The sequence below is a fragment of the Halobellus sp. EA9 genome (assembly GCF_051195055.1).
Lineage (GTDB): Archaea > Halobacteriota > Halobacteria > Halobacteriales > Haloferacaceae > Haloquadratum > Haloquadratum rubicundus.
The window spans coordinates 198,828-223,595 of sequence record NZ_JBNTJW010000002.1; the positions used below are offsets into that span (position 1 = coordinate 198,828).

A 24,768-nucleotide genomic window follows, 5' to 3' on the forward strand; every position below is an offset into this window, starting at 1 on the left:
CGGGGTTCCGCCGTCGCGTCCGGCGATTCGACTGCGTCGTTCCGGTCGCCTTTATTACCCGAGATCGGCGTGTTTAGTACCCTCCGATCAGTAATTTCCGCGCCCGGCGTGGAGTTCGCCGCCGGCGCTCGTCCACCCCTCGTGAGACCCCTCGAACTCGACCTGTTCGACCCGCTGGGTGTATTCGTTGAAACTGTTGGCGAAGAACCATCCCCACTCGTTGACGCCCCAGAGTTCGACGGGGCCGACGCGGACGACCGTCGTCGGCGCGGTCTCGTAGTCGGCGTAGAGGTCCACCCGGAACGCGGCGCAGGTCTCTGCCGGACCGTCCCAGATCGGACCGCACGCCCCCGGCGCGTAGGCGTAGGTCGCCGAGAGGAGACTGGCGTTGCCGCGCGGGTATCGCGTCTCGATGAGTCCGTTCTCGATACCGTTCCCGAAGGGCTCGACGGTGACCTCGGCCAGTATCTCGTATCGGGTCAGCGCGGGCCGGAGGGACAGTCCCGTCATATTCTCGGGGACTTCCGCGGGGCTGACCGTGCCCGGACGGGCCAGCGAGCCGTTCTCGGTGACGAGATAGTACCGCTCCTCGCCGACGATCTCGTCGGCTTCGATCGCCAGCATCGGCCCGCGGTCGGTCTCGGCGACCCGCGCCGTCCAGTTCGGTTCGGGGCCCTCGTAGTTCGAGATCCGTACCGACTCCACCGTGGGCGTCCCGTCGGGATCGACCGGGAGGGGGAGATACAGCGTCGCGTCGGCGAGCGTGCCGTTCGTGCTCACCTCCGTCGAGTAGTGGTACGTCGCCGTCGTGTTGCGGTCCTTCTGCGCCTCGAAGAACGCTGACACGCCCGCCGCGGCGCCGACGACGAGCAGGGCGAAGACGAACACGAGCGTCGCACCGACGCGGAGCCGACGGTCCATACGCCACCGCTCGGTCGCTTCGGGCTTGTAGGTTCGCAGGCAGCGTCGCCGACGCCTCCCGCCCACGCCCCGCCAGCTATTTTTCAGTTCGGGGATTCGATTCCGGGGTGTATCGACGTGACCTACTGCGTCGGGGCGCCGCCGCGGGCACGCTCGCGCTCGCGGGGTGTCTCGACGGCGACGATCCGGCGTTCACCGACGGCTTCGAGTCGGGGCTGGACGGCTGGGAGCCCGCGGCGGCGATCGGGCCCGAGGTCGACCTCGCGGACTTCGACTGGGAGGTCGCCGTCTCCGACGCCCAAGCGGCGAGCGGGGACCGGTCGCTCCGGATCTGGAACGAGGGCGATTACGACGACGGCGTGACGTGGGCGACCCGTCCGGTATCGATCTCCACGGACGGGACCTCCCGGATCACCGTGACCGCGCAGTTCTGGAGCGAGTTCGAGTCGTTCAATACCCTCCGTGACGCCGTGATGCGCCTCGGTCCCGAGCGGCCGGCGGCCGAGGCGGACTTTCCGGATCCGGGGCTCAACACGAGCGCGCCGGGGGAGATGCCCTACGGCGGCCTCCGGGAGCCGCTGTGGCTGGCCGACGGGTGGCGGGAGTACACCTTCGAGTGGACGCTGCCGGCGCTTTCGCTGGATAGGCTGTATCTCTCGGTCGGGACGAGCGTGATCTGGGAGGGCGACGCGGAGCACTACGTCGACGAGGTCGCGGTCGAGACGCACTCGTCGTAGCTGCACGGCGACGTTCTCGGTCCAGCCGGCGTCGATCGGGTGACCGCTGGCTGCCGGTCGCAGCGTACCGCCTTTGTCCACGTCCGGGTCTCCGTGAGCCGTACCGGCTCGAACGGAGACGTGTCTCCAGGGTAATGGTATCGCACGAAGTTAGGTGGCTGGGGAGTTGTACGGCCCCAACCCCGGACGGTCGAAGACCGCCCGGTTGTTAGGTGGGCCAACACGGATTTGAACCGTGGACCTCCCGGTTATCAGCCGAGCGCTCAACCTGACTGAGCTATTGGCCCAGGCGAGCGCATCTACTCGTAGTTCGATGAGTAGTTTAAGAGTTTCCTTTCGGCAGTCCGGTGGTGCCGTCCCGCGAAAACGCCGTCCCCGACGAGGCGGAGTCGCCGACGAACGCGACCCGTCAGGAGTTGTCGTCGCCGGGTCGACCGTACTCCTCGGGGTCGAGGTTCACGACCTCGTCGTCGCCGCTCGGGAAGCCGCCGACCCAGACGTTGCCCGAGACGAAGCCGCCGGTCTGGCGGTCCAGATAGGGCCGGACGACGTAGCGCTTCACGACCTCGCGGATCGGGTAGCGCGTCACCGGCAGGGCGAGCGCGAAGCCGACGGCGTCGGTCACGATGCCGGGCGTGAGCAGGAACGCCCCCGCGGCGATGAGCAGCCCGCCGTCGAGGAGTTCGTCGGTCGGGACCTCCCCCGTCGCGGCCTTCCGCTGGAGCTTTCTGAGGGTGTGCCGGCCCTCCGCACGGACGAGGAGCATTCCGACGAGGCCCGTGAGGACCACGAGCAGGACCGTCGGGACGAACCCGATCGCTCCCGCGACCGGGAGCAACAGGAGCGTGTCGGCGAGGGGGATCGCCAAGAGGAGCGCGATGACCCAGCGCGTTCGCATACGCCCTCGTTCGCGGTCGCCGTTCATAGCCCTTGTGTCGGCGCGGTCGCTCCGGTCGCCGTCGCCTACTCGAAGGGCTTACCCCCAGCGACGCCGGAGCGGGGGTATGACCGACGACCGGACGCACGTCGAGTGGCGCGAGTGGGGCCCCGCGCCGTTCGAGGAGGCAGCGGCGGCCGACCGTCCCGTGCTGCTCGCGCTCACGGCCACGTGGTGCGACAGCTGTCACGAGATGGACGCCGAGACCTACGCGGAGCCGCGGATCGCCGCGAACGTCAACGACGGCTTCGTTCCGATCCGCGTCGACGTCGACCGCCGGCCGCGGGTGCGCGAGCGGTACAATATGGGCGGCTTCCCCTCGACGGTCTTCTGCACGCCGTCGGGGAAGGTGATCTCGGGGGCGACGTACCTCGCGCCCGACGGGATGCGCCAGGTCCTCGGCTCCGTCCGCGACCGCTGGGCGGAGTCGGGGGAAGACGCGGGCCGGATCCCGCGGGCGCTGGCCGGCGAGCCGACGCCCGCCGGCCCGGTCGACGAGCGGATCGAGTCGCACCTGGCGGGCCAGCTCGACGAGAAGTGGGACCCGCGGTTCGCCGGCTGGGGAACGGACGCGAAGTTCCCGCTCCCGCGGACGGTCGAGTTCGCGCTCAAGCGGGCGCGCGACCAGGCGACAGAGACGCTCGGCGCGATCGCCGAATCGCTCTACGACGGCGAGCGCGGCGGCTTCTACCGCTACGCCGAGGGCCGCGACTGGACGGATCCGCACACGGAGAAGGTGCTGGACGCCAACGCCGCACTGGTCCGCGCGTTCGCCAACGGCTACCTCTACACCGGCGACGACGACCTGCTCGATCCGGCGGTCGGCACGCGTGACTTCCTCGTCGATCGGCTCTGGAACGGGAGCGCCTTCGGCGGGAGCGTCGCCCCCGTCGACGAAGGCGGTGAAGGCGGCGAAGACGACGAGGGCGGAGCGGACACCGGGGCGCCGGAGTTCGGCCCCCGACGCGACCTCACCGGCTACGCCGGGGGGAACGCGCTGGCGGCCGACGCCTTCCTGACGCTCGCCGCCTACACCGACGACGACCGGGCTACCGAATACGCCGAGCGCGTCCTCGATACCCTGAACCGGGCGTTCGTCGACGACGAGGGCGTGGTCTCGCACTACACCGCCGACGGGGACGCCGAGGGGAGCGCCGCGCCCGAACTGCTCCTCGAAGACCACGCCCGCGTGGTCTCGGCGTTCACCACCGCGCGGCAGGTGCTCGGTCCCGACGCGCTCTCGACCGGCGACCCGCTCGCCGTCGCCCGCCGCGTCGCCGACGCGGCCGTCGACGCGCTCCAGGAGCCCGAGGGCGCCTTCCGCGACGGTCCCGAGGTCGACGTCGGCCTCCTCGACGAACCGCTCCGGCCGCTGGACGGCGGCGTCGAGATGGCTGAGGCGCTCTTGGACCTCTCGGTGCTCTGCCGCGCGACGGACGCCGACGCGGACGGCGGGGGAGACGCCGACCGACGGACCGCATCGGACTACCGCGACGCGGCCCACGCCGGGATCGCCGCCTTCGCGGGCGCGTGGGACCGGATCGGTATCCAGGTCGCCGGCTACGGCTCGGTGGCGGCGCGGCTGACCCGGTCGGACCTGGTCGTCGCCGTCGGCGACGAAGCCGGCTCGGACCTCCACCGCGCGGCGCTGCGCGTGAGCGACCACGAGGCCGTCGTCGTCCCCGCTGCGCCCGCCGTCGACGCGGGGACCGCGACGGTCCGCGTCGGCGACGACGCCCGCGACGCGACGACGCCCGACGAACTGATGACGGCCGTCTCGTCGCTCACGGGCCCGTAATCGACCCGGGAGACTGGATCGAGCCGGCGGACCGGGAGAACGAGACACGCGTGTAAACCGCCGGTTCGTTTTTACCCGTGGCTTCGGTGTGAGTGATATGGCCAGCCTCAGGGACCTCGGTCTCTCGGAGTACGAAGCGCGAGCGTACCGGTCGCTGCTGCGGACGGGCGCGACAACCGCGAAGGAGTTGTCGCGCGCCAGCGACGTGCCGATGGGTCGGATCTACGACGTCCTCAACAGCCTCGAACAGCACAATCTGGTCCGGAGCCAGGCGGCGAGCCGGCCGAAGAAGTACGTCGCCGTCGAGCCGGACACCGCGCTCGACCGACTCTTAGAGAACAAGCGCCGGGAACTCAGGGAGAAGGCGAGCCAGTACGAGAGCGTCGTCGACGAACTCACAGAGGAACTGGAGGCCGCAGAGCCCGTCCAGAGCCAGTTCTGGACGGCCGCCGTCGGGGCCGACGAGTCGATGGAACTGCTCGTCGAGCGCCTCGCCGCCGCGGACGACTCCCTCGTCGTCGTCGCCGGATCGGTGTCGCCGCAGTTCGACCTGGGCGTCGTCGGCGACCAGGTGGCCGAGGAACTGGAGGCGGCGCTGGACCGCGGCGTCGACGTCTCGGTGCTGATGGCCCCGGAGCTGGTCGACTCGCTCCCGTCGAGCGTCGGCGACCGCTACCTCGACCGGCTGGCCGACCACCCGGACTTCGCGGTCCGGACGGCGCCGGACCTCTCGGGGACGTTCGAGCTCATCGACGACGTGGAGGTCTGCATCGAGGTGCCGAACCCGCTTGACCCCGCGGAGGCGTTCGCGATGATCGACCTGAAAGACCCGGAGTTCGCCGGCGACGTCCGGGAGATGTTCGACCCGACCTGGGAGGCGGCGGAGCCGCTCTCGCTGGGGACGGGTGAGGAATAGGAACGGAACTACTCCGAGTGCCCGTTCACTTCGCTGCGGAGCTGTTCGAGGGTGACCTCGCGCTCGGCGTGGGCGTTGTGCTGGTGGATGGACTCGTCGTTCGACTGCTTCATATGGACGACGGCGTCGTCGTCGAGGTGGTCGAACTCCTCGACGACCTGTTCGGCCATCGAGCGCACGCAGTCCTCGACGAACTTCGCGTCCGCGTGGGCCTGGTAGGTCATGTGGTCCTCGTCGGGGCGCTTGGCGAGGTTGTAGATCCGCGCGGACATCGAGTCGCGGGCGATCTCTGCGATCTCCATCAGGTCGACGTCGGGCGAGCCGTCGGCGGTGACCGTGAGCGTCGCGTGGCCGCGCTGGGAGTGGCCCGGCTGGGGGACCTTCTCCAGGAACTCGTCGATGGTCTCGTCGTCGACGTCGAGATCGTGGAGGACGTCGCGGGCGCGCGAGGCCGACATCCCCTGCGAGCAGGGACAGACCGTCATCCCCGTGACCTCGGCGCCGATCCCCTCGCGGGTGCCCTCCTCTGTCGCCGTGGCGCTGGCGACGATGGTGATCGTGCTCTGGGTCGCGAGTCCGCTCGCGGGGGTGTCCTCGCGGACGACGAAGTCCGCCGTCATCCGGACCTCGGCGGTGGAGGTGTAATCGTGCTTCGCGAGCAGGCGCTCGGCGGCGTCGCCGCACATGTCCTCGACGCGGTACGCCGGCTCGGAGACGGCCGACTCCAGGGTCTCGTCGATGACCTGCATATTCCGACTCATATCGATCCCCTTGCGACCGCTGGGGAGGTCGACGAACACCTCGAACTCGGCCATCAGGACGAGCGGCCGCTGGCGGCCGTCCCGGGCGAGTTTGACGAGCTTGTCGACGCCGGTGACGCCGACCTGACTCAGCCCCACTGTCACGTCGGGCTGGCTCGCCTGTACGTCAGGAAGCTGGTGACTCATCGTCGGACAAGTAGAACGGTATTCGATTAACGCTTTCGTTCGCCGAAGAATGCGGGGTTTTCGGGCGGTTCCCGGCAAAAATAGCTTTTGGATGTGGCGGTCGATACGGGCGGATCGCGGCCCGGGCCGATCAGGGCCAGTCGTCGCGGTCGCTGGACTCGAAGGGGTCGGTGCTGGCGGCGCTGCCGGCGATGCGCCAGCCCGCGGCCTCCGCGGCGTCCTGAAGGGGGAGGTACTCCCAGCCGGCGACCTCGGCGATCTCCCTGTCCTCCTCGGAGACGCCGACGAAGACGTGCCGATCGGTGTCGAACTGCGCTTTGACGTTTTCGAGGCTCTCTTCGACGCCGCGCGGCCCGGAGAAGAAGTCCTGGCGGACCCGGTGCTTCCGGGTGTAGTTGGTGACGACGTAGGTGGGCTTTTCGCTCACGACGCCGACGTACTCCGTCCACTGTCGGGCGTCGTTGAACACGGCGTTCGGGTCCGCGAGGTTCCGCAGCGCGTCCAGCTCGAACGCCAGCGTCATATCGGCGTCGCCGCCGCCCGGCGCGCCGCCGCCTGAGGGCTCGTCGCTCATACCTCCGCCTATCGCCTACCCGCCGAAAACTGCATCGGTCCGCAACGGCGCTCAGATCACGCAGTAGTACTCGGTGTACCGGACGACGTCCCCGGGTCGGAGCTCCGTGGCGTCGAGCGCGCGGCCGGTGCCGTCGACGACGTCGAGGAACGCCTGTCGGTCGCCCGGCGGGAGCTGATCCACGTGCTGTACGCGATCGGCGGCCTCGACCGTCTCCCCGTCGCACTCGACGACGACGGCGGGGGCGTCTGCGCCGCTCCGGCTTCGATCAGAACGTGACATACGCTACCAAACGACAGGAAAGATGATAAACATTGTGGGGTGATCGACGGACGGCAGGCGACGGGAGTGGGACGCGAACGTCGGCGACGGAGACGGACGACGGAGAAAGACGACGGAAAACAGTCGCGGGCGCGGGTCCGACCGGCTCGGTCGCTACTCCGCGGGCGCCTCTTCGAGTTCGAGCTCGTCCAGCTCGAAGTTCTGCTGCATCAGGACGTCCTTCTGGTCGGCGACGGCGCGGCGCTCGCGCATCAGCTTCTTGTACTTCGACTGCGGCGAGAGGTCGCCGATGAGGACGCCGCCGACGATCCGGCCGTCCTTGAACGCCAGCCGGCGCCACTCGGTGTCGGAGTACTTCGCCTCGGCCTCGTCGTCGCCCAGGGTCGGGTGGCCGAACGAGAGGAACGGGAAGTCGAAGTGGGTGATCGAGTACGAGGAGACCCACTCGAAGGACTCGGAGCCGTAGTCGACCATGTTCTGTGCGGCGATGGAGCCCTGTTCCTTCGCGGAGCCCCACGCGCCGTTCTGGGCGCGCTCGCCGAGGATGAGGTCCTCGAACTGCGTGATGTCGCCGGCGGCGAAGACGTCCTCGTGGTTCGTCCGCATGTACTCGTCGACGACGATGCCGTCGTCGGTCTCGATCGGCGTGTCTTGGAGGATCTCGGTGTTGAAGTTTAGGCCGATCGCGATCCCGACGAAGTCGGCGTCGTACTCGTCGCCGTTGGGGTCGACCGCCGTGGTGACGTGTCCCTCGTCGTCGGTCTCGAAGTGGTCGACGCCGGACTGGAAGACGGGCTCGACGTCGCGCTCGCGGAGCGCCTCGTGGATGATCTCGGCGCCCTCCTCCGACAGGGCGTAGCGCCACCAGCAGTCGCCGCGCATCAGGTACTTGCCCTCGACGTCCTGGGCCGCGGTGATGGCGGCGAGGTCGATGCCGAGCAGGCCCGCGCCGACGATGACGGAGTTGTCCGCCTGCTCGATGTGGTTCTTGATCGCCCGGGCGTCCTGGAACGTCCAGAAGTGGTGGACGCCCTCGGCGTCGGAGTTGTCGACGGGGAGCTGTGTCGGTGTCCCGCCGGTCGCGACGAGCAGCTTGTCCCAGGCGTACTCCTCGCCCTCGTGGGTCTCGATGGTGTGGCCGTCGACGTCGATGTCGACGACGAGCGTGTTGAGCTGGAGGTCGATGTCCCGCTCGTCGTACCACGACTCGTCGTGGATCGAGATGGGCGCCTCGGGGAGCTTGCCTTTCGCGAACTCCTTGATCAGAATGCGGTTATACAGGGCTTCGCCCTCGTCCGTGATGACGGTGATATCGGCGTCGGGATCCTCCTCGCGGAGGGTTTCGGCGGCGGAACTGCCCGCGACACCGTCGCCGATGATCACGTACGACTGAGTCATATCCGACGGATTCGTGTTCGGGGTTAATGTGGATTGCTATACGCGAAAGCGTGCGATACTCGGCGGCACACGAAGCCGTTCGACCGATACTGTCGGTTCGACTCCGGTTTTGACCGATATGGTCGCGAGAATCGATGGATCGACTCCACATCTCGGACCGTCTCGGACCGAACGAACCCGCCCACTCCGGGGCGTGCGACCCCTCCCGCCCGTCAGTCCAGTTTCCCGAGCGCCTCGAAGAAGTCGGAGGCGGGCCCCGCCATCCGAACTGGGTCGTCCGCGAGTCCGATCGTCACTTCCGTGGGCGGCGAGACGGGCTCGCGGACCCGCCCGTCGACGACCACCACGGCCTCCGCGGCGTCCTCGACGGCGACGGTCACGGTCACGTCGCGGTCGACGACGAGCGGCGGGCGCCCGTCGGCGTCGGCCATCTGCGTGACGACGAACCCCGGGACCCCGGGGTGGACGAGCGGCCCGTCCTCGCTGAGGTTGTACGCGGTGCTCCCGGTCGGCGTCGCCACGAGGACGCCGTCGGCGTGGCCGTCGGCGTAGGGGGAGCCGTCGATCCGGACGTCGATCGTCGCGCCGCCGCCGTGGCCCCGTCGGGCGCCCTGGACGACGACCTCGTTGACCGCGGGCGGGAGCGTCCACCCCTCGCCGACGGCCTGGAGCCGCGGCATCGACCGCGTCGGGAGGTCGCCGTCCTCGCGGAACCGCCGGACCTCGCGCAGGACGGCGTCGACCGCGTCCTCGGGGTTGACGGCGTTGAGAAAGCCCACCTCGCCGAGGTTGACGCCGAGGACCGGCGTGTCCTGCGCTCCGTGGGCGGCGAAGAGGAACGTCCCGTCGCCGCCGATGCTGACCACCAGATCGGCCATGTGGAACGTGCTGACGGCGTGGCCCGACACGTCGAGTTCGGCGGCCGTCGCCGCGTCGATCCAGACGGTGACGTCCTCCGCGCGGAGCCGCTCGCGGATGTCGCTCGCGAGCCGCGCCGTGCGGTCGTTGTCCCACTGCGCGACGATGGCCACCTTCATCTCGCCGCGAGGTTCGACGCGCCGGCAAAAAAGGGCTCCGTCACGCACCGGATCGCGCTCGACCGCGCGCCGATCGTCTCCGACGCGCGTCACCACGGGCAACATTCATAGCCGGGCCGACCCTCTCCTCGACGACGGGGATGGCACGGATGCAAGCGCGTTCGCGGCGTGGTCGCAGGCGCAGTCGCGCGGTCGCGGACACGAGCCGAGGTCTGCGCTCGGGTGAGTGCCGTGAGTGACGACGACGATTGGTTCGAGCGGGCCCTCAGAGACGAGTCCGAGACGGACGGGGACGCCGACCGCGCTGACGCGACGGAGGACGCCGACGAAGCGGCCGATTCCGATGTCGACGCCGACGCCGACGACGGCGGGACCGAGATCGTCGAGACCGACGAACCGGACGCGAAAGCAGAAGCGGGACCGGTATCGGAATCGGGATCGGAAGCCGACACGGAAGAGGCGAACACGGACACAGGCACAGGTACAGACTCGAAAACGGGCGAATCCGACGTCGGCGGCGACGGCTCGGACCCAGGGATCGAATCGGCCGCCGACGACCAGATGGACTCGGCCGCCGACGAACCGCCCGACGAGAACCCCTTCGAGGAGGATTTCGCGTCTGCGCTCGGTGACGCGCCGGAGCCGGACGTCGGATCCGGGCCGGACAGGCAGGATCCGTTCGGCGACTCCGGTGGGGCCGGTGGGACCGGCGGCACCGGCGGTGGCGACCCCGAGTTCGGCGGCCTCGGAGGCGGCGACGACTTCGGAGACGACTTCGGCGGTGACTTCGGGGGCGGCGACGACTTCGGATTCGCGGACTTCGACGACGGCCCCGAGGGGTTCGACGCCGACGCGGGCGAGTTCGAGTCGGAACTCGAACGCCTCGACATCGGGATCGACGGCCTCGACAATATGATCCTCGGCGGCGTCCCGCGGCGCTCGCTGATGGTGGCGATCGGGTCGGCCGGGACGGGGAAGACGACCTTCGGCCTCCAGTTCCTGAACCACGGGCTCGAACACGGCGAGGACGCCGTCTACATCACCCTCGAAGAGAGCCACCAGCGCATCCTCGACACGGCGGCCGAGAAGGGCTGGGAGTTCGAGCGCTACGTCGACGAGGACCGGCTCGCCATCGTCGACATCGACCCCATCGAGATGGCGAACAGCCTCGACAGCATCCAGAGCGACCTCCCAGACCTGATCTCGGAGTTCGGCGCCGACCGGCTGGTGTTGGACTCGGTCTCGCTCTTGGAGATGATGTACGAGAGCGCGCCGCAGCGCCGCAGCCAGGTGTTCGGCTTCACCCGCGCGCTGAAGAACGCCGGCATCACGACGCTCATGACCTCCGAGGCGAGCCCCGAGAACGCCTACGTCTCCCGCTTCGGCATCGTCGAGTACCTCGCGGACGCGGTGTTCGTCCTCCAGTACGTCCGCCCGAGCGACTTCCGGGAGACGCGGCTGGCGGTCGAGATTCAGAAGATCCGCGACGCGAACCACTCCCGGGAGACGAAGCCCTACGAGCTCACCGGCGCCGGGATCAGCGTCTACCGTCAGGCGAACATCTTCTGAGCCGAACCGGCCTCAGTACAGCAGCTCCGCGTCGTCTTCGATCATGTACAGCGACCGCGCGGCGATGTTGACCGCGTGGTCGCCGACGCGTTCGAGGTCCCGGATCGTCAGGAGGAGCCGCGAGATGTCCTGCATGTACGCCTCGGCGTCGGCGTCGTCCTCGCCGAACGGGTCGCTCTCGATGAGGTCGCGGACGACCGTCGTGCTGGCGGCCTCGCACATCGCGTCGAGGTCGTCGTCGCGCTCGGCGACCGCGTAGCACGCCTCGGGCTCCTCCTCGGCGTAGGCCTCCATCGCGTCGTCGAGCATCTCCAAGGTCTCGACGCCGATCTGCTGGACGTCGACCTCGGGGAAGACGTCCCGGTCGGCGTCCAGCGCGTACTGCGCGAGGTTCACCGCCAGGTCGCCGATGCGTTCGAGGTCGGTGATGATCTTGAACGTGGCCGCGATGAACCGCAGGTCGGAGGCGACCGGCTGCTGGAGCGCGATCAGATCGACGCAATCGCCTTCGAGTTCGAGGTACATCCGGTTCACCTCGTCGTCGCCGTCGATGACCTCCTGGGCGGTCTCCCGGTCCTTCTGTGCGAGCGCGTCGAGTCCCCACCGCAGGCGCTCGGCGACGATCTCGCTCATGTAGAGGACGTCGTCGCGGAGGTTCGACAGGGACTCCTGGTACTCCTGTCTGGGCATACCTGTTCGCAGGCGGGACGGTGGTATAATAGTGTCGCGGCGGCGCTGGAATCGACGCCCCGGAGCGCCGACGTCCGGCGACCTACCCGAACTTGCCCGTGATGTAGTCTTCGACGCGCTGGCTCTCGGGGTTCTCGAAGATCTTCTGGGTGTCGTCGAACTCGACGAGCTCGCCGCCGGTGAGGAAGACGGCGGTCTGATCGGAGATCCGCGCGGCCTGCTGCATATTGTGCGTCACGATGACGACCGTGTAGTCCTGGGCGAGCTCCTCGATGAGGTCTTCGATCTGGGAGGTCGCGACCGGGTCCAGCGCCGAGGCGGGCTCGTCCATCAGGAGGACCTCGGGGTCGGGCGCGATCGCGCGGGCGATGCAGAGCCGCTGTTGCTGGCCGCCCGAGAGGTCCAGCCCCGACTCGTCGAGTTGGTCTTTCACCTCGTCCCACAGGGCGGCCCGCTTCAGCGAGCGCTCGACGATCTCGTCGTAGTCGCCGCCCTTGTTCTGGATCTCCAGCCCGTAGGTGACGTTGTCGTAGATGCTCTTCGGGAAGGGGTTGGGCTTCTGGAAGACCATTCCCACTCGTCGCCGGAGCGCCACGGGGTCGACGTCGTCGTCGTAGACGTTCTTGCCCCGGAGGTAGAGGTCGCCCTCGACGCGCGCGCTGTCGATGAGGTCGTTCATCCGGTTGATACACCGGAGGAACGTCGACTTCCCGCAGCCCGAGGGGCCGACCATCGCGGTGACGCTCTTTTCTGGGATCGACAGCGTGATGTCCTGGAGCGCCTGGTCGTCGCCGTACCAGACGTTGACGTCTTCGGCGCGGACGACGGTCTCGCGCCGCGTCGACCCCGACGACGACACGCTCTCGCTGACGTCGGTCTGGATCAGCATCTCGTCGTCCGTGGGGTCCGGCGAGTCGCCACCGCCGCTCGATTCGTCCGTGTTCTGTTGGCTCATTGTGTCGTAACTCACCCTGTTCGCTCAAACTTGTTCCGGAGCACGATCGCGACCGAGTTCATCGCCAGGAGGACGGCGAGGAGGACCACCACCCCGGCCGGGACGGCCTTCGTGTAGAAGTCCTCGCTCGCGAAGAGGCCCGACCACGCGTACACCTGAAGCGGCATCGCGCTCACCTTCGAGGAGAGCGTGCTCGGGAGGTTGAAGACGACGTTCGGCGCGCCGATCATGATCAGCGGCGCGGTCTCGCCGATCGCCCGCCCCAGCGCGAGGATTGTCCCCGTGAGGATGCCGGGGAACGCCTCCGGCAGGACCACGTTGCGGACGGTCTGCCACCGCGTCGCGCCCATCCCGTAGGAGGCCTGGCGGAGGTCCGAGGGCACAGAGCGGATCGCCTCGCGCGCGGAGATGATGACGATCGGGAGGATCAACAGCGCGAGCGTCGCGCCGCCGACGAGCACCGTCCCCGGCGGCTGGCTGAGGTAGGTCACGAACACGCCCAGGCCGAGCAGGCCGTAGACCACCGAGGGGACGCCCGCGAGGTTCGAGATGTTGACGTCGACGAAGCGGGTGAGCGCGTTGTCGGGTGCGTACTCCTCCAGGTAGACCGCGGCGCCGACCCCGATCGGAAACGACAGCGCCGCGACCGTCCCCATCAGGAGGATCGACCCGCCGATCGCGGGGTAGAGCCCGGCCTCCTCCGCGTTCCCGCTGTGGGCGCTCGTGAGGAACTGCCAGTCGACCCACGACTGCGGACCGGCGAAGCCGAGCGCCTCGACGGCGAACGCACCGACGAGCGCCCCGCCGATCACGACCGCGGCGAAGCCGACGCCGGCCGGCCGGCGCTCCTCGGTGAACGCCCCACGCCAGGCGTACGTCGCGGTCGGGACGAGCGCGACGCCGGTGACGACGATCGCCGGGACCGGATTCAGGCTCGCGAGCGGCCCGACCACGGCGCTCGCGAGGACGGCGACGAACGCCGCGGCGCCGGCGTACAGCCCGGTTCGGGCGTCGCGGACGCCCGCGACGTACGCGGCCGTCGCGCCCGACGCGGCGCCGCCGATCACGGTGCCGACCATCATCCAGTCGATCGGGATGACGGGGATACCCTGAATCGCCTGCGCGAGGCTCGGGACCAGTTGGGGGACGCCGAGCACGCCGCCGAGCGGGCCCGGGATCCCGAGCAGGGAGAGGTAGAACGCGAGCGTCGTGAGCGCGAGCCGCGGCGTGAAGGCGATCCGGTGGGCGTACCGCGTGAGGCCAACCGAAATCGCGGTCGGCACGACGAGCGCGATCGCGAACGCGAACGCGACGAGCGGCGGTACGACGTCGATCACGAGCAGACCGACGCCCCCGCTGAACATCAGCGAGACGACGAGCAGGCCGACGAGGAAGACGCCGAAGACGAAGGCCTCGCGGTCCCGACGGCGGACGTACCAGCCGACCGCCGCCGTCGGGGCGATCAGCGTCAGGAAGTAGACGAGGTACCAGCCGGGATCGGCGGTCAGCGGCTGGATCGCGTCGTTGGCGACGTAGACGAGGAGGACCGCGAGCGTGACGATGCCGAACATCGTCGCCGCCAGGAGGAAGTAACGGAAGACCGTCCCCACGGTGCGGCTGACCTCGCCGAAGTCCTCGATCCGTTTGCTCTCTGCGGCCATCTCAGTACTCCTCCCGGTACCGCTGGGCGACGAAGTCGCTGATGACGTTCATGACGAGGGTGATGACAAAGAGGACCAGGCCGATCGCGAAGAGGCTCCGGTAGGCGAGACCGCCGCCGGTGATGTCGCCCAAGAGGAGCTGGACCATCGCGGCGGTCATCGGCAGCGCCCCCTCCAGGTAGGAGGCGGGGTTCAGGGGATTGAGGAACCGCGCCCGCGACCCGGCGGCGATGGTGACGGCCATCGTCTCGCCGATCGCGCGGGAGAGCGCCAGGATGAACGAGGAGAAGATGCCCGACAGCGCCGCGGGGACGACGATGCCCGTCGCGACGTCGAACTTCGTCGCGCCCATCCCGTAGCCCGCCTGCCGGAGGTCGTCGGGGACGGCCGACATCGCGTCCTCGGAGATCGACGCGACCATCGGGATGATCATGATGCCGACGACGATGCTGGCCGACAGCATGTTGAACGTCCCGATGCTGGGGAAGACCGTCGAGAGCGCGGGCGTGATGTAGACCAGCGCGAAGAAGCCGTAGACGACCGTCGGGACCCCGGCGAGGATCTCCAGGGCGGGCTTGAGCACCGACCGGGCCCGCTGGCTGGCGTACTCGCTGAGGTAGATCGCGGTCGCGACGCCGAGGGGAATCGCGATGACCGCCGAGCCGATCGTGATCATGAGCGTCGCCGAGACCAGCGCCAGCACGCCGAACTGCCCGCTGTTGATCTGCCAGGTCGTTCCGGTGAGGAAGTCGACGAGCGAGGCCGTCTGCCCCGTCACGCCCATCAGCGGCGCGGTGATCGTGAAGAACTTCGCGGCCTCGGTCACGAGCAACACGACGATACTGATCGTGGTGACGATAGAGAGGCCGGCGCACAGAAAGAAGAACGTCCGGGTCAGGAGCTCCCGCGGTGAGTTTTCGGTCTGCCGGGTGAGGTCGGCCTCCAACTCGTCTGTGCTCATTGTATGGTGGAATTACTGGGGTACGAAAAAGCGCTTCGTTACCTGTCTGAGGGGTCGCCGATGTCAGTTCGACCCGCCGACCGCCTCGTCGAGCCGCGACAGCATCGCCGACTGCTCCTCGTCGCTCAGCGGCACGTAGCCGACCTCGTTGGCGACGATCTCCCGACTCGTGGCGTTCTCCAGCCAGAAGCGCGCGAAGGCGGCTATGTGCTCCTCCTGCAGCGCCGAGACCTTGGGGTAGGTGAAGAGCGGCCGCGATAGCGGATTGTACTCGCCCGAGAGCGCGGTGTCGAGCGAGGGTTCCACGTAGTTCCCCGCGTCGTTCTCGATCGGGACCGCCTGGACCGCGTCCTGGTTCTCGCTGTAGTACGCGAAGCCCAGGTAGCCCATCGCGTATTTGGAGCCCTGCACGCCCTGGATGATCGTCCGGTCCTGCTCGGTCGGGGAGTAGTCCTGGCGGTGGCCCGGTCCCTCCTCGCCCAGGATGGCCTCGACGAAGTAATCGAAGGTCCCGGAGGCCTCCGAGGGGCCGTACAGCTCCAGCGGTTCGTCCGGCCAATCAGAGTTGACGTCGGCCCACGTTTCCGGCGGCGACTCGGCCGACCAGATCTCGGCGAGCTGTTCGACGGTGAGGCCCTCGCCGATCCAGTCGTTGTCGTTGTTGACGATGACCGTCAGCGCGTCGGTCGCGACCTTGAGCTCCACGGGCTCGATGTCGTTGCTCGCGCACTGCTCTTTCTCCTCGGGCTGGATCGGCCGCGACGCGTTGTTGAAGTCGGTCTCTCCGGTACAGAAGTAGTTCGCGAAGCCGCCGCCAGACCCCGTCGACTGGAGACTGATGTCGACCTCGGGATGTTTCTCCTGGAACCGCTGGGCCATCGCGGTCGCCAGCGGGAAGACCGTCGAAGAGCCGGCGATGGAGATGTCGCCGGACAGGGCGCCGGAGCCGCCGTCGGTGCCCGAAGCGGTACCCGACCCGGTCGTAGGCTCCGAAGTCGAGCCGCCCGTGTTGCTCTGCGTACAGCCGGCGAGCCCGGCGACGCCGAGCGCCCCCGAGGCGGCGATGAACTTCCGACGTGAGAACCCACGTGTCTGCGTGCTGTCGCGCGTCATCGACTGCGAGTACTCGGATGACGGATAAAACGTCTACTAATATGACTATATAGATAAAATAGCAGTACGTATGACGACCTCTCGCAAGCGAGTCGCACTCGCTCCCGACTCACTTCCGGCTTCCGACGGCGCGGGAGGTCGGGAATCGGATCGGTCGAAGGCCCGTAAAATGGCTTAAAACGCCTGAAACGCTAAATAACAGTTGACCGGGCCATCGTCCGAACACCCGCGAAGGAACGCGCTGTGAACGGGGGGTCTTCACAGACGTCTATACGTGGATCAATAGCACACCTCATAGCGCACGAGACACCGAACTGATCGGACCGATGACTGATAACTATATATCCATAGGCACATTTATATTCCGAGGTTCGTAATGCCCGCGTATGGTCGAAACGCGGAAGGTGCAGGTCACCGGCGGCTCGACGTACACCGTCTCGATCCCGAAGGAGTGGGCGACCGAAAACGACGTCTCGGCGGGGAGCGTGGTGGAGTTCTACCCCGAGGGCGATTCGCTGTTTCTCGCGCCCGCGAACGAGGACGAGCGCACCGAGGGTACCCTCGACGTCACGGACCTGGAGGGCGACGAACTCACGCGCGCGGTGATGACGATGTACGTGAGCGGCTTCGACATCATCAACCTCGAGAGCTCGCGGATCACGACCGACCAGCGCCGGACCATCCGGGAGGCGACCCAGAGCCTCGTCGGCCTCGAAGTGCTGGAGGAGACCCGCGACTCGGTCGTCATCCGCGACCTCCTGGACTCGGCGGAGCTGTCGATCCACACCGCCGTCCGCCGGATGCGACTCATCTCCCTGTCGATGCTCTCGGACGCTGTCGACGCGCTCGCGGAACTCGACACGGATATGGCCCGCGACGTGATCCAGCGCGACGACGACGTCGACCGCCTCTGGATGGTGGTCTCGCGCATCTTCCGCGCGACGCTCCGCACGCCGAAGGCCGCCGAGGAACTCGGCCTCCCCCGCGAGGTCTGCTTCGACTACCAGTCTGCGGCCCGCCAGCTAGAGCGCATCGCCGACCACGCCACGAAGATCGCCCACCTCACCCTGGAGTTCGAGCGTCCCGTCCCCGAGGAGGTGATCGACGCCCTCTACCAGCTCCACGAGGAGGCCCGCGAGATCGTCGACGGCGGGATGGACGCCCTCCTGGCCGACGACAGCGACGAGGCGACGCGGCTGGCCAACGAGGCCCGCGAGTCCGTTCAGGAGATCGACGAGCGCGCGCGGCGGATCGACGAGCTCCTGCGCGACCTCGATCCGGCGCGCGCGCAGCTCCTGGGGCTCATCGTCGACTCCGTCTCGCGGAGCGCGGACTACGGCGGCAACGTCGCCGAGACCGCGCTCCAGAAGGCCGCGCCGACCCCGTAAAGGGAGCCGGAAGCCGGCGCTGTCGCTCGCGGTCGCGGAGAACGGAGAGAAGACGGCGTCACTCCTCGTCGACGAGGACCGCGTTGACCTGGCCGGTCTGGCCGGGGCGGGAGGTGACGCGGGCGGTGCCCTCGCTGGTCTCGATGATCGCGCCCTTCGTGATGATGTTCCGGCGCGCGTAGTTGACGTTCGCGGGGTTCTCGATCACGTTCTCGATCTGCGCCTCGGTCGTGTCGCCGTCCTCGGCGACCTGCGCGACGTCCGTCGAGAGCGCGCGGACCTTCGTGTCGTTGCCGCGGGAGTCGATGGTCTGGAAGCGCGGCTCGCCGACGGTGGTCTCGGCGGGCTGGCGGCCCAGCTGGTGGCGCGTCTTCTTGTGCGAGCGCCGGCGTCGGCCGCCGGTCCGCTTCCGCTTGGAGCGTCCTTGGTCCTGCATACCCGGTATCTGTCCGGGTGAGTACTTCAATCGCTCGCATCGCGGATGCGCGAGGCGGCGCAGCCGCTCGGATGCGCACTTCGCCTAAAAGGAAGCAACCGTCCGGGAACGCCCCGCACGGTTACTGCCGCCCTGAATTGGTCCCCGCTGACGCTTCGGCCCTCCAGACGAAGCGTCACTTGATCGATTGGGCGGATGCCACTTAAGCGTGCCGCACGCGGAAACGCGTTTTCTCGGTTTGACACGTCCCCGTCGGCGCTCTGCGACACGAGACGCTTTTGTCGCTCCCGGCGCTTCTTCCGTCGATGAGCGACAGTGACGCCGAGTCGCGAGCCCGACGGGCGGTCGAGAACCACGACTCCTACGAGCGGCGGTCAGAAGGCCGGTACGCCGTGACCTCGACTGTCTTCGACGCGGACGTCGAGATCGGGGGCCGAGAAGGCAGGGCCGTCTTCGCCGTCGAGGTCCGGGTCCCGATGCTCGACGCCGTCACCGCCGACCGCGTCGCGCCGGTCGTTGAGGACGGGTGGTTCGACACCCTCTCGCTCCGGCTTGAAGACGTCGACGGGGTGTTGCACGGGACCGACGACGTCGCGGTCGACGTCGACCGCGGAGAGGGAGAGGCCGCGGTGCGCGCGGAGCTCGCCGACCTCGACGCGGCGCGCGGCGCGGACGACGCCGTCGCGGTCGTGGAGTACGTCGAGGGGACCTACGTCGAGGGCATCATCCCCGGCTACGACTACACGGAGCCCGTCACGCACCTGATCCAGCGCGCGGCCGACGCCGGCGGTGGGACCGAGGGCGGGACGCCGCTGTAGGCGTCGGGCGGCGGACGCTCATAGCGAGGACTCTCACTCCATCCCGATGTGCGTCTCCGTGCCCTCGATGCCGTCGAGTTCGCGGAGCGCGGCGGCGACGTCCTTGAGTGCCGAGACGTCGTCGGCCCGCGCCTTCACGACGTAGTCGACGTCGCCAGCGACGACCTCGACCCGCTCGATGGTCTCGTCGATCCCCGCCATCGCGGGCTTGAGCCGGTCGACGTCGCCGCTGGATGCCGTGACGGTGACGTAGGCGGTGACCATCACGCGACTCCCTCGTCGGTCTCGGGCGCGAGCGTCTCGCCGACGATCAGCTGCCGGACCTCCTCTAGGACCTCGAAGTCCGCGAGCACCGCCAGGCGGTCGCCGGCTTCGAGGGAGTCGTCCGAAAGCGGCAGTCCCATCGGTTCGCCCGCCTTCCCGAACGCCAGGATCCGGGTCTTCGCGGGGAGCGCGACCTCCTCGATCGTGTACCCGCGCATCGGCGAGGACTCGCTGACCGTCATCTGGACCACCTGAAGGCTCTGGGCGACGTCGGCGATGGCGCGGATCGACCCGCCAAGGAGCGCGTTCTTCGCGCCGAGCGCGCCGAGGCGCTCGGGGTAGACGACCTCGTCGACCTCGTCAGCGTACTTCTGGTAGACCTCCTCGCGGTGCTCCTCGTCGACGCGGAGGACCGTCCAGGTCCGGTGGTGTTTGGCGATCGAACACGCCGTGAAGTTCACGTTCAGGTCGCTCGTGAGCGCGCCGATCCCGTCGGCGTCTTCGATCCCCGCCTCCGCGAGCACCGCCTCGTGGGACCCGTCGCCGTGGACGACCTCGAAGCCGTCGTCGCGGGCGCGCTCGACCCTGTCGCGGTCCCTCTCGACGATCGTGATCTCGTGTCCCTCCTCCCTGAGGACCCGAGCAGTGCGGAGTCCGACCCGACCTGCACCAATGATAACGAACCGCATACCACATCGGTACGCCGCCGCCCGCCAATAATGTTTCTCTGCAATCTATGTCTTCCCCGCGCCTCCCGTTCGACGTCGCAAGTGCTATGTGACACCACACCATACAGCGCCGTATGGTCGACGCGTTCGTGATGATCGAAACGGAGGCCGGGGCGGTCGAGCGGTCGCTGGCGGCGGTCCGCGAGCTCGACGCGGTGACGGAGGCGCACATCGTCGCGGGCGCGTACGACATCATCGCCGAGACCACGGGCGAGCGCGTCTACGACGTCCTCGACGCCTCGTCGTCGGGGGTCCAGCGCCTCGACGGCGTCACCGATACGACGACGTACATCGCGATGGACTGAGAGTGATCGTCTCTTACCGCTGCACGCCACTCCCAGTGACGACGTTCGGCGGTAAACAGTGTGAGTACTCACTATGAGCCGCGTCGCGGGCGCCGTCCCCGGCTCCGACGCGTCCGCGCGCCGAGCCGAACGCGTAAAGGTCACAGCGCTCGTATCTCGGGTATGGTCTCGGTCGTCGGCCTCGTGCTGTTCGGCGCGGTGCTCGTCATCCACACCCTCCTGGCGGCGGTGCTGACCCGCTTCTTCCGGCTCCGGCTGAAGACGCAGTGGGGCTATGTCATCTACTCGTTCGTGCTCATCCCGGTGGCGCTCCTCGTCACGACGCTCGTCTTCTTCGGCGTCCTCCCGATCGGCGCGGGGCTCGATCTCGGCCCGACGGCGCTCCTGGGGGCGGCGGTGGGGCTCCCGCTGGCGCTCGGCTTCACCATCGACACGCTCTACGTTCCCGCGCCCGACGAGTACGAGCTCCCGGAGCGCCGCGGGGACGGCTCCTAGCTCTCGGCGACGAACTCCTCGACGTGGTCGATCACGGCCTCCCGGACCGCCGGGAGCGGCTGTGCGGCGTCGACGCGGACGAAGCGGTCCGGCTCGGCCTCGATGAGCCGCTCGTAGTTTTCGGCGACCCGCGAGAGGTACTCCGCGCGCTCGAATTTGTTCGTCGCGCCGGCGCGCTCGGCCGCCACTTCGGGGTCGACGTCGAGGTAGATCGTCCGGTCCGGCGGATGGGAGAACGCCTCGTGGATCTCCCGGATGTACTCCAGGGGGTCGCGGCCGCCGGCGAGGTACGACTCCGCGAGCGCGGCCGCCTGGTAGGCGAACCGCGAGTCCGAGTAGCGGTCGGAGACGACGAGGTTCCCGTCGGCGAGCGCGGGGCGCACGACCCGCGAGAGGTGGTCCGCGTGGTCGGCGGTGAACAGGAAGAGTTCGGCGAGGGGGTCGGCGTCGTCGTCCCGCATCGACCGCGAGACGGCCTCGCCGTACCACGAGCCGGTCGGTTCGCGGGTGAACACCGCTTCGGGGTAGGTCTCGCGCAGCGCCTCCCAGGCGGTGGTCTTCCCGCTCCCGTCGAGACCCTCCAGCGTGAGGAGCATACTCGGAGGTGGCGGCGGCGCGCGGTAAAATCCTCCGAGTCCCGTCGCGGCGGTGCCGGCGACCGCTCGACCGCCCGCCGACGGCGTCCCGATCGGCAGTTACCTTTACGGCCGTATGGCGCGACGTCCGGAGTATGAACGTCCTCGTCGTGGGCGGAAGCGGGTTCATCGGAAGCGCGCTCTGCCGGGAACTGAAGGCTCGGGACCACGAGGTGACGGCCCTCTCGCGGAGTCCGAGTAGCGACGACCTCCCGTCGGGCGTCAACAAGGTGATGGGCAACGTCCGGGACTACGACTCGATCACGGAGGCCTTCGAGGGGAAGGACGCCGTCTACAACCTCGTCGCGCTCTCGCCGCTGTTCAAGCCGGACGGCGGCGACGAGATGCACGACCTGGTCCACCGCCAGGGCACCGAACACGTCGTCCGCGCGGCCGAGAAGCACGAGGTCGATCGCCTCGTCCAGATGAGCGCGCTCGGCGCCGACCCCGACGGGCCGACCGCCTACATCCGCTCGAAGGGCGAGGCCGAAGAGATCGTGACCGAGTCCGTCCTGGAGTACACGATCTTCCGCCCCTCGGTCGTCTTCGGCGACGGCGGGGAGTTCGTCTCCTTCACGAAACTGCTTGCGCCGCCGTACCTCAGCGCCCTGCCGGGCGGGGGCAAGACCCGGTTCCAGCCCGTCTGGGTCGGCGATCTCGTCCCGATGCTCGCCGACGCGATCGAGTCCGACGAGCACGCGAACCAGACCTACGAGATCGGCGGCCCCGACAAGCTCACCCTCGCGGAGATCGCCCGGATGATCCACGAGGCCGACGGCCGCCCGACCACGATCCTCCCCGTGCCGATGGGGCTCGCGAAGATCGGGCTCACGCTGGGCGATGCGATCCCCGGCTTCCCGATGGGGAAAGACCAGTACCGCTCGCTGCGGTTCGACAACGTCACCGACGACAACGACGTCGGCGCCTTCGGCGTCGGAACGGGCGAACTCACGACGCTGAGTGCGTATCTGAACGGACGGGCGGGCCGCGTCGAATCGGACGCGGCGGCGACGTCCGGGTGAGGCACGGCCCCTCGATCGGGCGCCGAGATCAGTCGGTCCAAATATAAAAACTGAGAAATAGGCCGACCGGCTTCGCGGAGCTCACACTACGCGCCGATTGATACCCCGTCGCAGTCCGTCGATTTTTACGATCCGACCGCGGTTCCGTCCTTTTCGGACCATCACAAGGTTTATGTCCGCGTTTGCACTGGGTTACACCCAATGGCGAGGGGACCCGACAAATGAAGCTTGCAATGATCGGTTTCGGGCAGGCCGGGGGAAAGATCGTCGACAAATTCGTCGAGTACGACAAGCGCCACAATTCGGGCATCGTCCGTGCGGCGGTCGCGGTCAACACGGCGAAGGCCGACCTGATGGGGTTGGAGCACATCCCCAAGGACCAGCGGGTCCTCATCGGGCAGTCGCGCGTGAAGGGCCACGGCGTCGGCGCCGACAACGAACTCGGCGCCGAGGTCGCCGAGGAGGACATCGACGAGGTCCAAGGCGCTATCGACAGCATCCCGGTCCACGAGATCGACGCGTTCCTCGTCGTCGCCGGGCTCGGCGGCGGCACGGGAAGCGGCGGCTCGCCCGTTCTCGCGAAGCATCTCCAGCGGATCTACACCGAGCCCGTCTACGGTCTGGGCATCCTCCCCGGGAGCGACGAGGGGGGGATCTACACGCTGAACGCGGCGCGGTCGTTCCAGACGTTCGTGCGGGAGGTCGACAATCTGCTCGTCTTCGACAACGACGCCTGGCGGAAGACCGGCGAGTCCGTCCAGGGCGGCTACGACGAGATCAACGAGGAGATCGTCACCCGCTTCGGCGTCCTCTTCGGGGCCGGCGAGATCGGCCAGGGCGGCGAGGTCGCCGAAAGCGTCGTCGACTCCTCGGAGATCATCAACACCCTCGCGGGCGGCGGCGTCTCGACGGTCGGGTACGCCTCCGAGACGGTCGAAAACGACTCTTCCGGCGGCGGGCTCCTCTCGCGGCTCACCGGCGGCGACGAGGATGACGACCTCGACACCGCCCACACGACGAACCGGATCACCTCGCTCGTCCGCAAGGCCGCCCTCGGGCGTCTCACCCTCCCCTGTGAGATCGAGGGCGCAGAGCGGGCGTTGCTCGTGATGGCCGGCCCGCCGCGGCACCTGAACCGGAAGGGAATCGAGCGCGGCCGCAAGTGGATCGAAGAGCAGACCGGCAGTATGGAGGTCCGTGGTGGCGACTACCCGATCACGGACTCGAACCGCGTCGCGTCCGTCATCCTCCTCTCGGGGGTGACGAACGTGCCTCGCATCAAAGAGCTCCAGCAGGTCGCCATCGAGGCACAGGACAACATTGATGACATCCGGGAGGAAAGCGAAGAGAACTTGGAGAATCTGATTAATGATGACGAAGACGAGCTGGAGTCGCTTTTCTAAGCTCGCGCTGGCCTGTCTCTTCGTCCTCTCTGTGGCTTCGGTCCCCGCCGCCGCCGTTTCGGTCGGTGACACGAACGTCACGAGCGACGCAGAGGTCGGCACCCAGGTCACCGCGACGGTCACGCTGACCGAGTTGTACCAGAACCCCACCCTCGAGTCGTGGACGCTGGCGGGGAGCACCGAACTGACGGACGTCACCTGGACGGTGTCGTACTACGACCAGACCGGCGCGAAGGTCTCTCAGAAATCGTTCGACGGCCAGTCCTTTTCCGGCGCGGAGGTCTCCGCCTCGGAAGGGACGAGCAAGGTTGAGGTCCGGATCACCGGGACGGTCCCGAAGGTCGAGCAGTACTCCTACGAGCCGCCGCAGTCGTTCGTCGTGATGGCCCTCGAACAGACCCGCACGGGCGGATCGAGCAACGCCATCGAGAACTGGACGGCGACCCACTACACCCAGGAGTCGAGGGAGGCTCGAAAGGCCATCGCGGATGCCGAGACGGCCGTCTCCCAGGTGAACTCCCAGAAGGCCGAACGGATCCTCGGGAACGCCATCGAGGCGTACAACGGAGAGGAGTTCGCCCTCGCTATCGACCTGGCGAAACAGGCCCAAGAGCAGGCCCAGCAGACCCAGCAGTCGAATCAGCTGATGCAGTACGCGCTGTACGGCGTCGGCGCCCTCGTCGTGATCGGCCTCGCCGTCGGCGGCTTCCTGTACTGGCGCTCCCAGCAGCAGGGCCACGACAAGCTCGGCTGATCGGGCCTTTTCGCCTCCGTTCGC

27 protein-coding genes and 1 tRNA gene are annotated in these 24,768 nt (G+C 68.3%); 11 read left to right on the forward strand and 17 right to left on the reverse strand.

Annotated elements, in window-relative coordinates; translation table 11 throughout:
* Positions 1-87: 87 nt before the first annotated feature.
* Positions 88-921: a hypothetical protein gene (locus ACQUQ0_RS03845; RefSeq protein WP_435183275.1), complete on the reverse strand. Its 834-nt coding sequence runs from the start codon at positions 919-921 to the stop codon at positions 88-90.
* 107 nt (positions 922-1,028) lie between these two features.
* Between ACQUQ0_RS03845 and ACQUQ0_RS03850 the strand changes: the two genes are divergently transcribed.
* On the forward strand, positions 1,029-1,658 hold the full coding sequence (locus ACQUQ0_RS03850) for a hypothetical protein (protein WP_435183276.1): 630 nt from the start codon (positions 1,029-1,031) through the stop codon (positions 1,656-1,658).
* Positions 1,659-1,871: 213 nt separating this feature from the next.
* On the opposite strand, the gene ACQUQ0_RS03855 is transcribed toward ACQUQ0_RS03850, so the two are convergent.
* Positions 1,872-1,945: transfer RNA gene (locus ACQUQ0_RS03855), tRNA-Ile, on the reverse strand.
* A 122-nt stretch (positions 1,946-2,067) separates the two neighbouring features.
* On the reverse strand, positions 2,068-2,556 hold the full coding sequence (locus ACQUQ0_RS03860) for an FxsA family protein (protein WP_435183277.1): 489 nt from the start codon (positions 2,554-2,556) through the stop codon (positions 2,068-2,070).
* A gap of 106 nt (positions 2,557-2,662) precedes the next feature.
* Here ACQUQ0_RS03860 and ACQUQ0_RS03865 point away from each other — a divergent pair, with 106 nt between their 5' ends.
* Complete coding sequence (locus tag ACQUQ0_RS03865; protein ID WP_435183278.1) at positions 2,663-4,393, forward strand: DUF255 domain-containing protein; 1,731 nt, start codon at positions 2,663-2,665, stop codon at positions 4,391-4,393.
* A 97-nt stretch (positions 4,394-4,490) separates the two neighbouring features.
* Entirely contained in the window at positions 4,491-5,309 is an 819-nt protein-coding gene (locus ACQUQ0_RS03870; RefSeq protein WP_372391382.1) for a TrmB family transcriptional regulator, read from the forward strand.
* 8 nt (positions 5,310-5,317) lie between these two features.
* On the opposite strand, the gene mptA is transcribed toward ACQUQ0_RS03870, so the two are convergent.
* The 5 genes from mptA to ACQUQ0_RS03895 all read right to left on the reverse strand — a co-directional run bounded on the left by mptA (position 5,318) and on the right by ACQUQ0_RS03895 (position 9,547).
* Entirely contained in the window at positions 5,318-6,256 is a 939-nt protein-coding gene (mptA, locus tag ACQUQ0_RS03875) for a GTP cyclohydrolase MptA (protein WP_435183279.1), read from the reverse strand.
* A 130-nt stretch (positions 6,257-6,386) separates the two neighbouring features.
* The gene (locus ACQUQ0_RS03880; protein ID WP_435183280.1) at positions 6,387-6,830 is read right to left on the reverse strand and encodes a DUF7124 domain-containing protein; all 444 of its coding nucleotides are present in this window, start codon (positions 6,828-6,830) and stop codon (positions 6,387-6,389) included.
* 51 nt (positions 6,831-6,881) lie between these two features.
* Positions 6,882-7,112, reverse strand: coding sequence for a hypothetical protein (locus tag ACQUQ0_RS03885; RefSeq protein WP_435183281.1), 231 nt, complete (start codon positions 7,110-7,112; stop codon positions 6,882-6,884).
* A gap of 153 nt (positions 7,113-7,265) precedes the next feature.
* Complete coding sequence (locus ACQUQ0_RS03890; RefSeq protein ID WP_435183282.1) at positions 7,266-8,510, reverse strand: NAD(P)/FAD-dependent oxidoreductase; 1,245 nt, start codon at positions 8,508-8,510, stop codon at positions 7,266-7,268.
* Positions 8,511-8,722: 212 nt separating this feature from the next.
* Positions 8,723-9,547, reverse strand: a complete 825-nt coding sequence (locus tag ACQUQ0_RS03895; RefSeq protein ID WP_435183283.1) for an NAD(+)/NADH kinase — start codon at positions 9,545-9,547, stop codon at positions 8,723-8,725.
* A 231-nt stretch (positions 9,548-9,778) separates the two neighbouring features.
* On the opposite strand from ACQUQ0_RS03895, the gene ACQUQ0_RS03900 reads away from it, so the two are divergent.
* Positions 9,779-11,116, forward strand: coding sequence for a KaiC domain-containing protein (locus ACQUQ0_RS03900; RefSeq protein WP_435183284.1), 1,338 nt, complete (start codon positions 9,779-9,781; stop codon positions 11,114-11,116).
* A gap of 12 nt (positions 11,117-11,128) precedes the next feature.
* Here ACQUQ0_RS03900 and phoU read toward each other — a convergent pair whose 3' ends face one another.
* The 5 genes from phoU to ACQUQ0_RS03925 form a co-directional block, all read right to left on the reverse strand.
* Positions 11,129-11,806, reverse strand: a complete 678-nt coding sequence (gene phoU / locus ACQUQ0_RS03905; protein WP_435183285.1) for a phosphate signaling complex protein PhoU — start codon at positions 11,804-11,806, stop codon at positions 11,129-11,131.
* An 82-nt stretch (positions 11,807-11,888) separates the two neighbouring features.
* Complete coding sequence (pstB, locus tag ACQUQ0_RS03910; protein WP_435183286.1) at positions 11,889-12,761, reverse strand: phosphate ABC transporter ATP-binding protein PstB; 873 nt, start codon at positions 12,759-12,761, stop codon at positions 11,889-11,891.
* Between the two features lie 11 nt (positions 12,762-12,772).
* Positions 12,773-14,422, reverse strand: a complete 1,650-nt coding sequence (pstA, locus tag ACQUQ0_RS03915) for a phosphate ABC transporter permease PstA (RefSeq protein WP_435183287.1) — start codon at positions 14,420-14,422, stop codon at positions 12,773-12,775.
* Between the two features lies 1 nt (position 14,423).
* Positions 14,424-15,383 carry a phosphate ABC transporter permease subunit PstC gene (pstC, locus tag ACQUQ0_RS03920; RefSeq protein WP_435183288.1) on the reverse strand — a complete coding sequence of 320 codons (960 nt, stop codon included), beginning with the start codon at positions 15,381-15,383 and terminating at the stop codon, positions 14,424-14,426.
* A gap of 63 nt (positions 15,384-15,446) precedes the next feature.
* Positions 15,447-16,496 carry a phosphate ABC transporter substrate-binding protein PstS family protein gene (locus tag ACQUQ0_RS03925; RefSeq protein ID WP_435183289.1) on the reverse strand — a complete coding sequence of 350 codons (1,050 nt, stop codon included), beginning with the start codon at positions 16,494-16,496 and terminating at the stop codon, positions 15,447-15,449.
* Positions 16,497-16,882: 386 nt separating this feature from the next.
* Between ACQUQ0_RS03925 and ACQUQ0_RS03930 the strand changes: the two genes are divergently transcribed.
* A complete protein-coding gene (locus ACQUQ0_RS03930; protein WP_435183290.1) occupies positions 16,883-17,884 on the forward strand; it encodes a PhoU domain-containing protein in 1,002 nt (333 codons plus the stop codon).
* A 58-nt stretch (positions 17,885-17,942) separates the two neighbouring features.
* On the opposite strand, the gene ACQUQ0_RS03935 is transcribed toward ACQUQ0_RS03930, so the two are convergent.
* Entirely contained in the window at positions 17,943-18,320 is a 378-nt protein-coding gene (locus ACQUQ0_RS03935) for a 30S ribosomal protein S8e (protein ID WP_435183291.1), read from the reverse strand.
* Positions 18,321-18,625: 305 nt separating this feature from the next.
* On the opposite strand from ACQUQ0_RS03935, the gene ACQUQ0_RS03940 reads away from it, so the two are divergent.
* Positions 18,626-19,138, forward strand: coding sequence for a DUF5813 family protein (locus ACQUQ0_RS03940; protein WP_435183292.1), 513 nt, complete (start codon positions 18,626-18,628; stop codon positions 19,136-19,138).
* Between the two features lie 33 nt (positions 19,139-19,171).
* Here ACQUQ0_RS03940 and ACQUQ0_RS03945 read toward each other — a convergent pair whose 3' ends face one another.
* Both ACQUQ0_RS03945 and ACQUQ0_RS03950 read right to left on the reverse strand, forming a co-directional pair.
* Positions 19,172-19,402 carry an Lrp/AsnC ligand binding domain-containing protein gene (locus tag ACQUQ0_RS03945; protein ID WP_372391343.1) on the reverse strand — a complete coding sequence of 77 codons (231 nt, stop codon included), beginning with the start codon at positions 19,400-19,402 and terminating at the stop codon, positions 19,172-19,174.
* Positions 19,402-20,091 carry a potassium channel family protein gene (locus tag ACQUQ0_RS03950; protein ID WP_435183294.1) on the reverse strand — a complete coding sequence of 230 codons (690 nt, stop codon included), beginning with the start codon at positions 20,089-20,091 and terminating at the stop codon, positions 19,402-19,404. Before ACQUQ0_RS03950 ends, ACQUQ0_RS03945 begins: the two co-directional genes overlap by 1 nt.
* A gap of 113 nt (positions 20,092-20,204) precedes the next feature.
* Here ACQUQ0_RS03950 and ACQUQ0_RS03955 point away from each other — a divergent pair, with 113 nt between their 5' ends.
* Both ACQUQ0_RS03955 and ACQUQ0_RS03960 read left to right on the forward strand, forming a co-directional pair.
* A complete protein-coding gene (locus tag ACQUQ0_RS03955; protein ID WP_372391339.1) occupies positions 20,205-20,435 on the forward strand; it encodes an Lrp/AsnC ligand binding domain-containing protein in 231 nt (76 codons plus the stop codon).
* 162 nt (positions 20,436-20,597) lie between these two features.
* Positions 20,598-20,930 carry a hypothetical protein gene (locus ACQUQ0_RS03960; protein WP_435183295.1) on the forward strand — a complete coding sequence of 111 codons (333 nt, stop codon included), beginning with the start codon at positions 20,598-20,600 and terminating at the stop codon, positions 20,928-20,930.
* On the opposite strand, the gene tmk is transcribed toward ACQUQ0_RS03960, so the two are convergent.
* Entirely contained in the window at positions 20,927-21,526 is a 600-nt protein-coding gene (gene tmk / locus ACQUQ0_RS03965; protein WP_435183296.1) for a dTMP kinase, read from the reverse strand. The two genes, ACQUQ0_RS03960 and tmk, sit on opposite strands and share 4 nt — an antisense overlap.
* Before the next feature lie 134 nt (positions 21,527-21,660).
* Here tmk and ACQUQ0_RS03970 point away from each other — a divergent pair, with 134 nt between their 5' ends.
* From ACQUQ0_RS03970 to ACQUQ0_RS03980, 3 genes are all read left to right on the forward strand, one after another.
* Positions 21,661-22,587 carry a complex I NDUFA9 subunit family protein gene (locus ACQUQ0_RS03970; RefSeq protein ID WP_435183297.1) on the forward strand — a complete coding sequence of 309 codons (927 nt, stop codon included), beginning with the start codon at positions 21,661-21,663 and terminating at the stop codon, positions 22,585-22,587.
* Positions 22,588-22,808: 221 nt separating this feature from the next.
* Positions 22,809-23,990: a tubulin/FtsZ family protein gene (locus ACQUQ0_RS03975; RefSeq protein WP_435183298.1), complete on the forward strand. Its 1,182-nt coding sequence runs from the start codon at positions 22,809-22,811 to the stop codon at positions 23,988-23,990.
* The gene (locus ACQUQ0_RS03980) at positions 23,959-24,744 is read left to right on the forward strand and encodes a hypothetical protein (protein WP_435183485.1); all 786 of its coding nucleotides are present in this window, start codon (positions 23,959-23,961) and stop codon (positions 24,742-24,744) included. The genes ACQUQ0_RS03975 and ACQUQ0_RS03980 overlap by 32 nt, the downstream gene beginning before the upstream one ends.
* The last annotated feature ends 24 nt before the right edge of the window (positions 24,745-24,768 follow it).

Bases quoted from the DNA above. Each gene is read 5' to 3' on its own strand.
- ACQUQ0_RS03845 (WP_435183275.1), bottom strand. From the start codon at position 921: ATGGACCGTCGGCTCCGCGTCGGTGCGACGCTCGTGTTCGTCTTCGCC.
- ACQUQ0_RS03860 (WP_435183277.1), bottom strand. From the start codon at position 2,556: ATGCGAACGCGCTGGGTCATCGCGCTCCTCTTGGCGATCCCCCTCGCC.
- ACQUQ0_RS03865 (WP_435183278.1), top strand. From the start codon at position 2,663: ATGACCGACGACCGGACGCACGTCGAGTGGCGCGAGTGGGGCCCCGCG.
- ACQUQ0_RS03870 (WP_372391382.1), top strand. From the start codon at position 4,491: ATGGCCAGCCTCAGGGACCTCGGTCTCTCGGAGTACGAAGCGCGAGCG.
- mptA (WP_435183279.1), bottom strand. From the start codon at position 6,256: ATGAGTCACCAGCTTCCTGACGTACAGGCGAGCCAGCCCGACGTGACA.
- ACQUQ0_RS03880 (WP_435183280.1), bottom strand. From the start codon at position 6,830: ATGAGCGACGAGCCCTCAGGCGGCGGCGCGCCGGGCGGCGGCGACGCC.
- ACQUQ0_RS03885 (WP_435183281.1), bottom strand. From the start codon at position 7,112: ATGTCACGTTCTGATCGAAGCCGGAGCGGCGCAGACGCCCCCGCCGTC.
- ACQUQ0_RS03890 (WP_435183282.1), bottom strand. From the start codon at position 8,510: ATGACTCAGTCGTACGTGATCATCGGCGACGGTGTCGCGGGCAGTTCC.
- ACQUQ0_RS03895 (WP_435183283.1), bottom strand. From the start codon at position 9,547: ATGAAGGTGGCCATCGTCGCGCAGTGGGACAACGACCGCACGGCGCGG.
- phoU (WP_435183285.1), bottom strand. From the start codon at position 11,806: ATGCCCAGACAGGAGTACCAGGAGTCCCTGTCGAACCTCCGCGACGAC.
- pstB (WP_435183286.1), bottom strand. From the start codon at position 12,761: ATGAGCCAACAGAACACGGACGAATCGAGCGGCGGTGGCGACTCGCCG.
- pstA (WP_435183287.1), bottom strand. From the start codon at position 14,422: ATGGCCGCAGAGAGCAAACGGATCGAGGACTTCGGCGAGGTCAGCCGC.
- pstC (WP_435183288.1), bottom strand. From the start codon at position 15,383: ATGAGCACAGACGAGTTGGAGGCCGACCTCACCCGGCAGACCGAAAAC.
- ACQUQ0_RS03925 (WP_435183289.1), bottom strand. From the start codon at position 16,496: ATGACGCGCGACAGCACGCAGACACGTGGGTTCTCACGTCGGAAGTTC.
- ACQUQ0_RS03930 (WP_435183290.1), top strand. From the start codon at position 16,883: ATGGTCGAAACGCGGAAGGTGCAGGTCACCGGCGGCTCGACGTACACC.
- ACQUQ0_RS03935 (WP_435183291.1), bottom strand. From the start codon at position 18,320: ATGCAGGACCAAGGACGCTCCAAGCGGAAGCGGACCGGCGGCCGACGC.
- ACQUQ0_RS03940 (WP_435183292.1), top strand. From the start codon at position 18,626: ATGAGCGACAGTGACGCCGAGTCGCGAGCCCGACGGGCGGTCGAGAAC.
- ACQUQ0_RS03945 (WP_372391343.1), bottom strand. From the start codon at position 19,402: ATGGTCACCGCCTACGTCACCGTCACGGCATCCAGCGGCGACGTCGAC.
- ACQUQ0_RS03950 (WP_435183294.1), bottom strand. From the start codon at position 20,091: ATGCGGTTCGTTATCATTGGTGCAGGTCGGGTCGGACTCCGCACTGCT.
- ACQUQ0_RS03955 (WP_372391339.1), top strand. From the start codon at position 20,205: ATGGTCGACGCGTTCGTGATGATCGAAACGGAGGCCGGGGCGGTCGAG.
- ACQUQ0_RS03960 (WP_435183295.1), top strand. From the start codon at position 20,598: ATGGTCTCGGTCGTCGGCCTCGTGCTGTTCGGCGCGGTGCTCGTCATC.
- tmk (WP_435183296.1), bottom strand. From the start codon at position 21,526: ATGCTCCTCACGCTGGAGGGTCTCGACGGGAGCGGGAAGACCACCGCC.
- ACQUQ0_RS03970 (WP_435183297.1), top strand. From the start codon at position 21,661: ATGAACGTCCTCGTCGTGGGCGGAAGCGGGTTCATCGGAAGCGCGCTC.
- ACQUQ0_RS03975 (WP_435183298.1), top strand. From the start codon at position 22,809: ATGAAGCTTGCAATGATCGGTTTCGGGCAGGCCGGGGGAAAGATCGTC.
- ACQUQ0_RS03980 (WP_435183485.1), top strand. From the start codon at position 23,959: ATGACGAAGACGAGCTGGAGTCGCTTTTCTAAGCTCGCGCTGGCCTGT.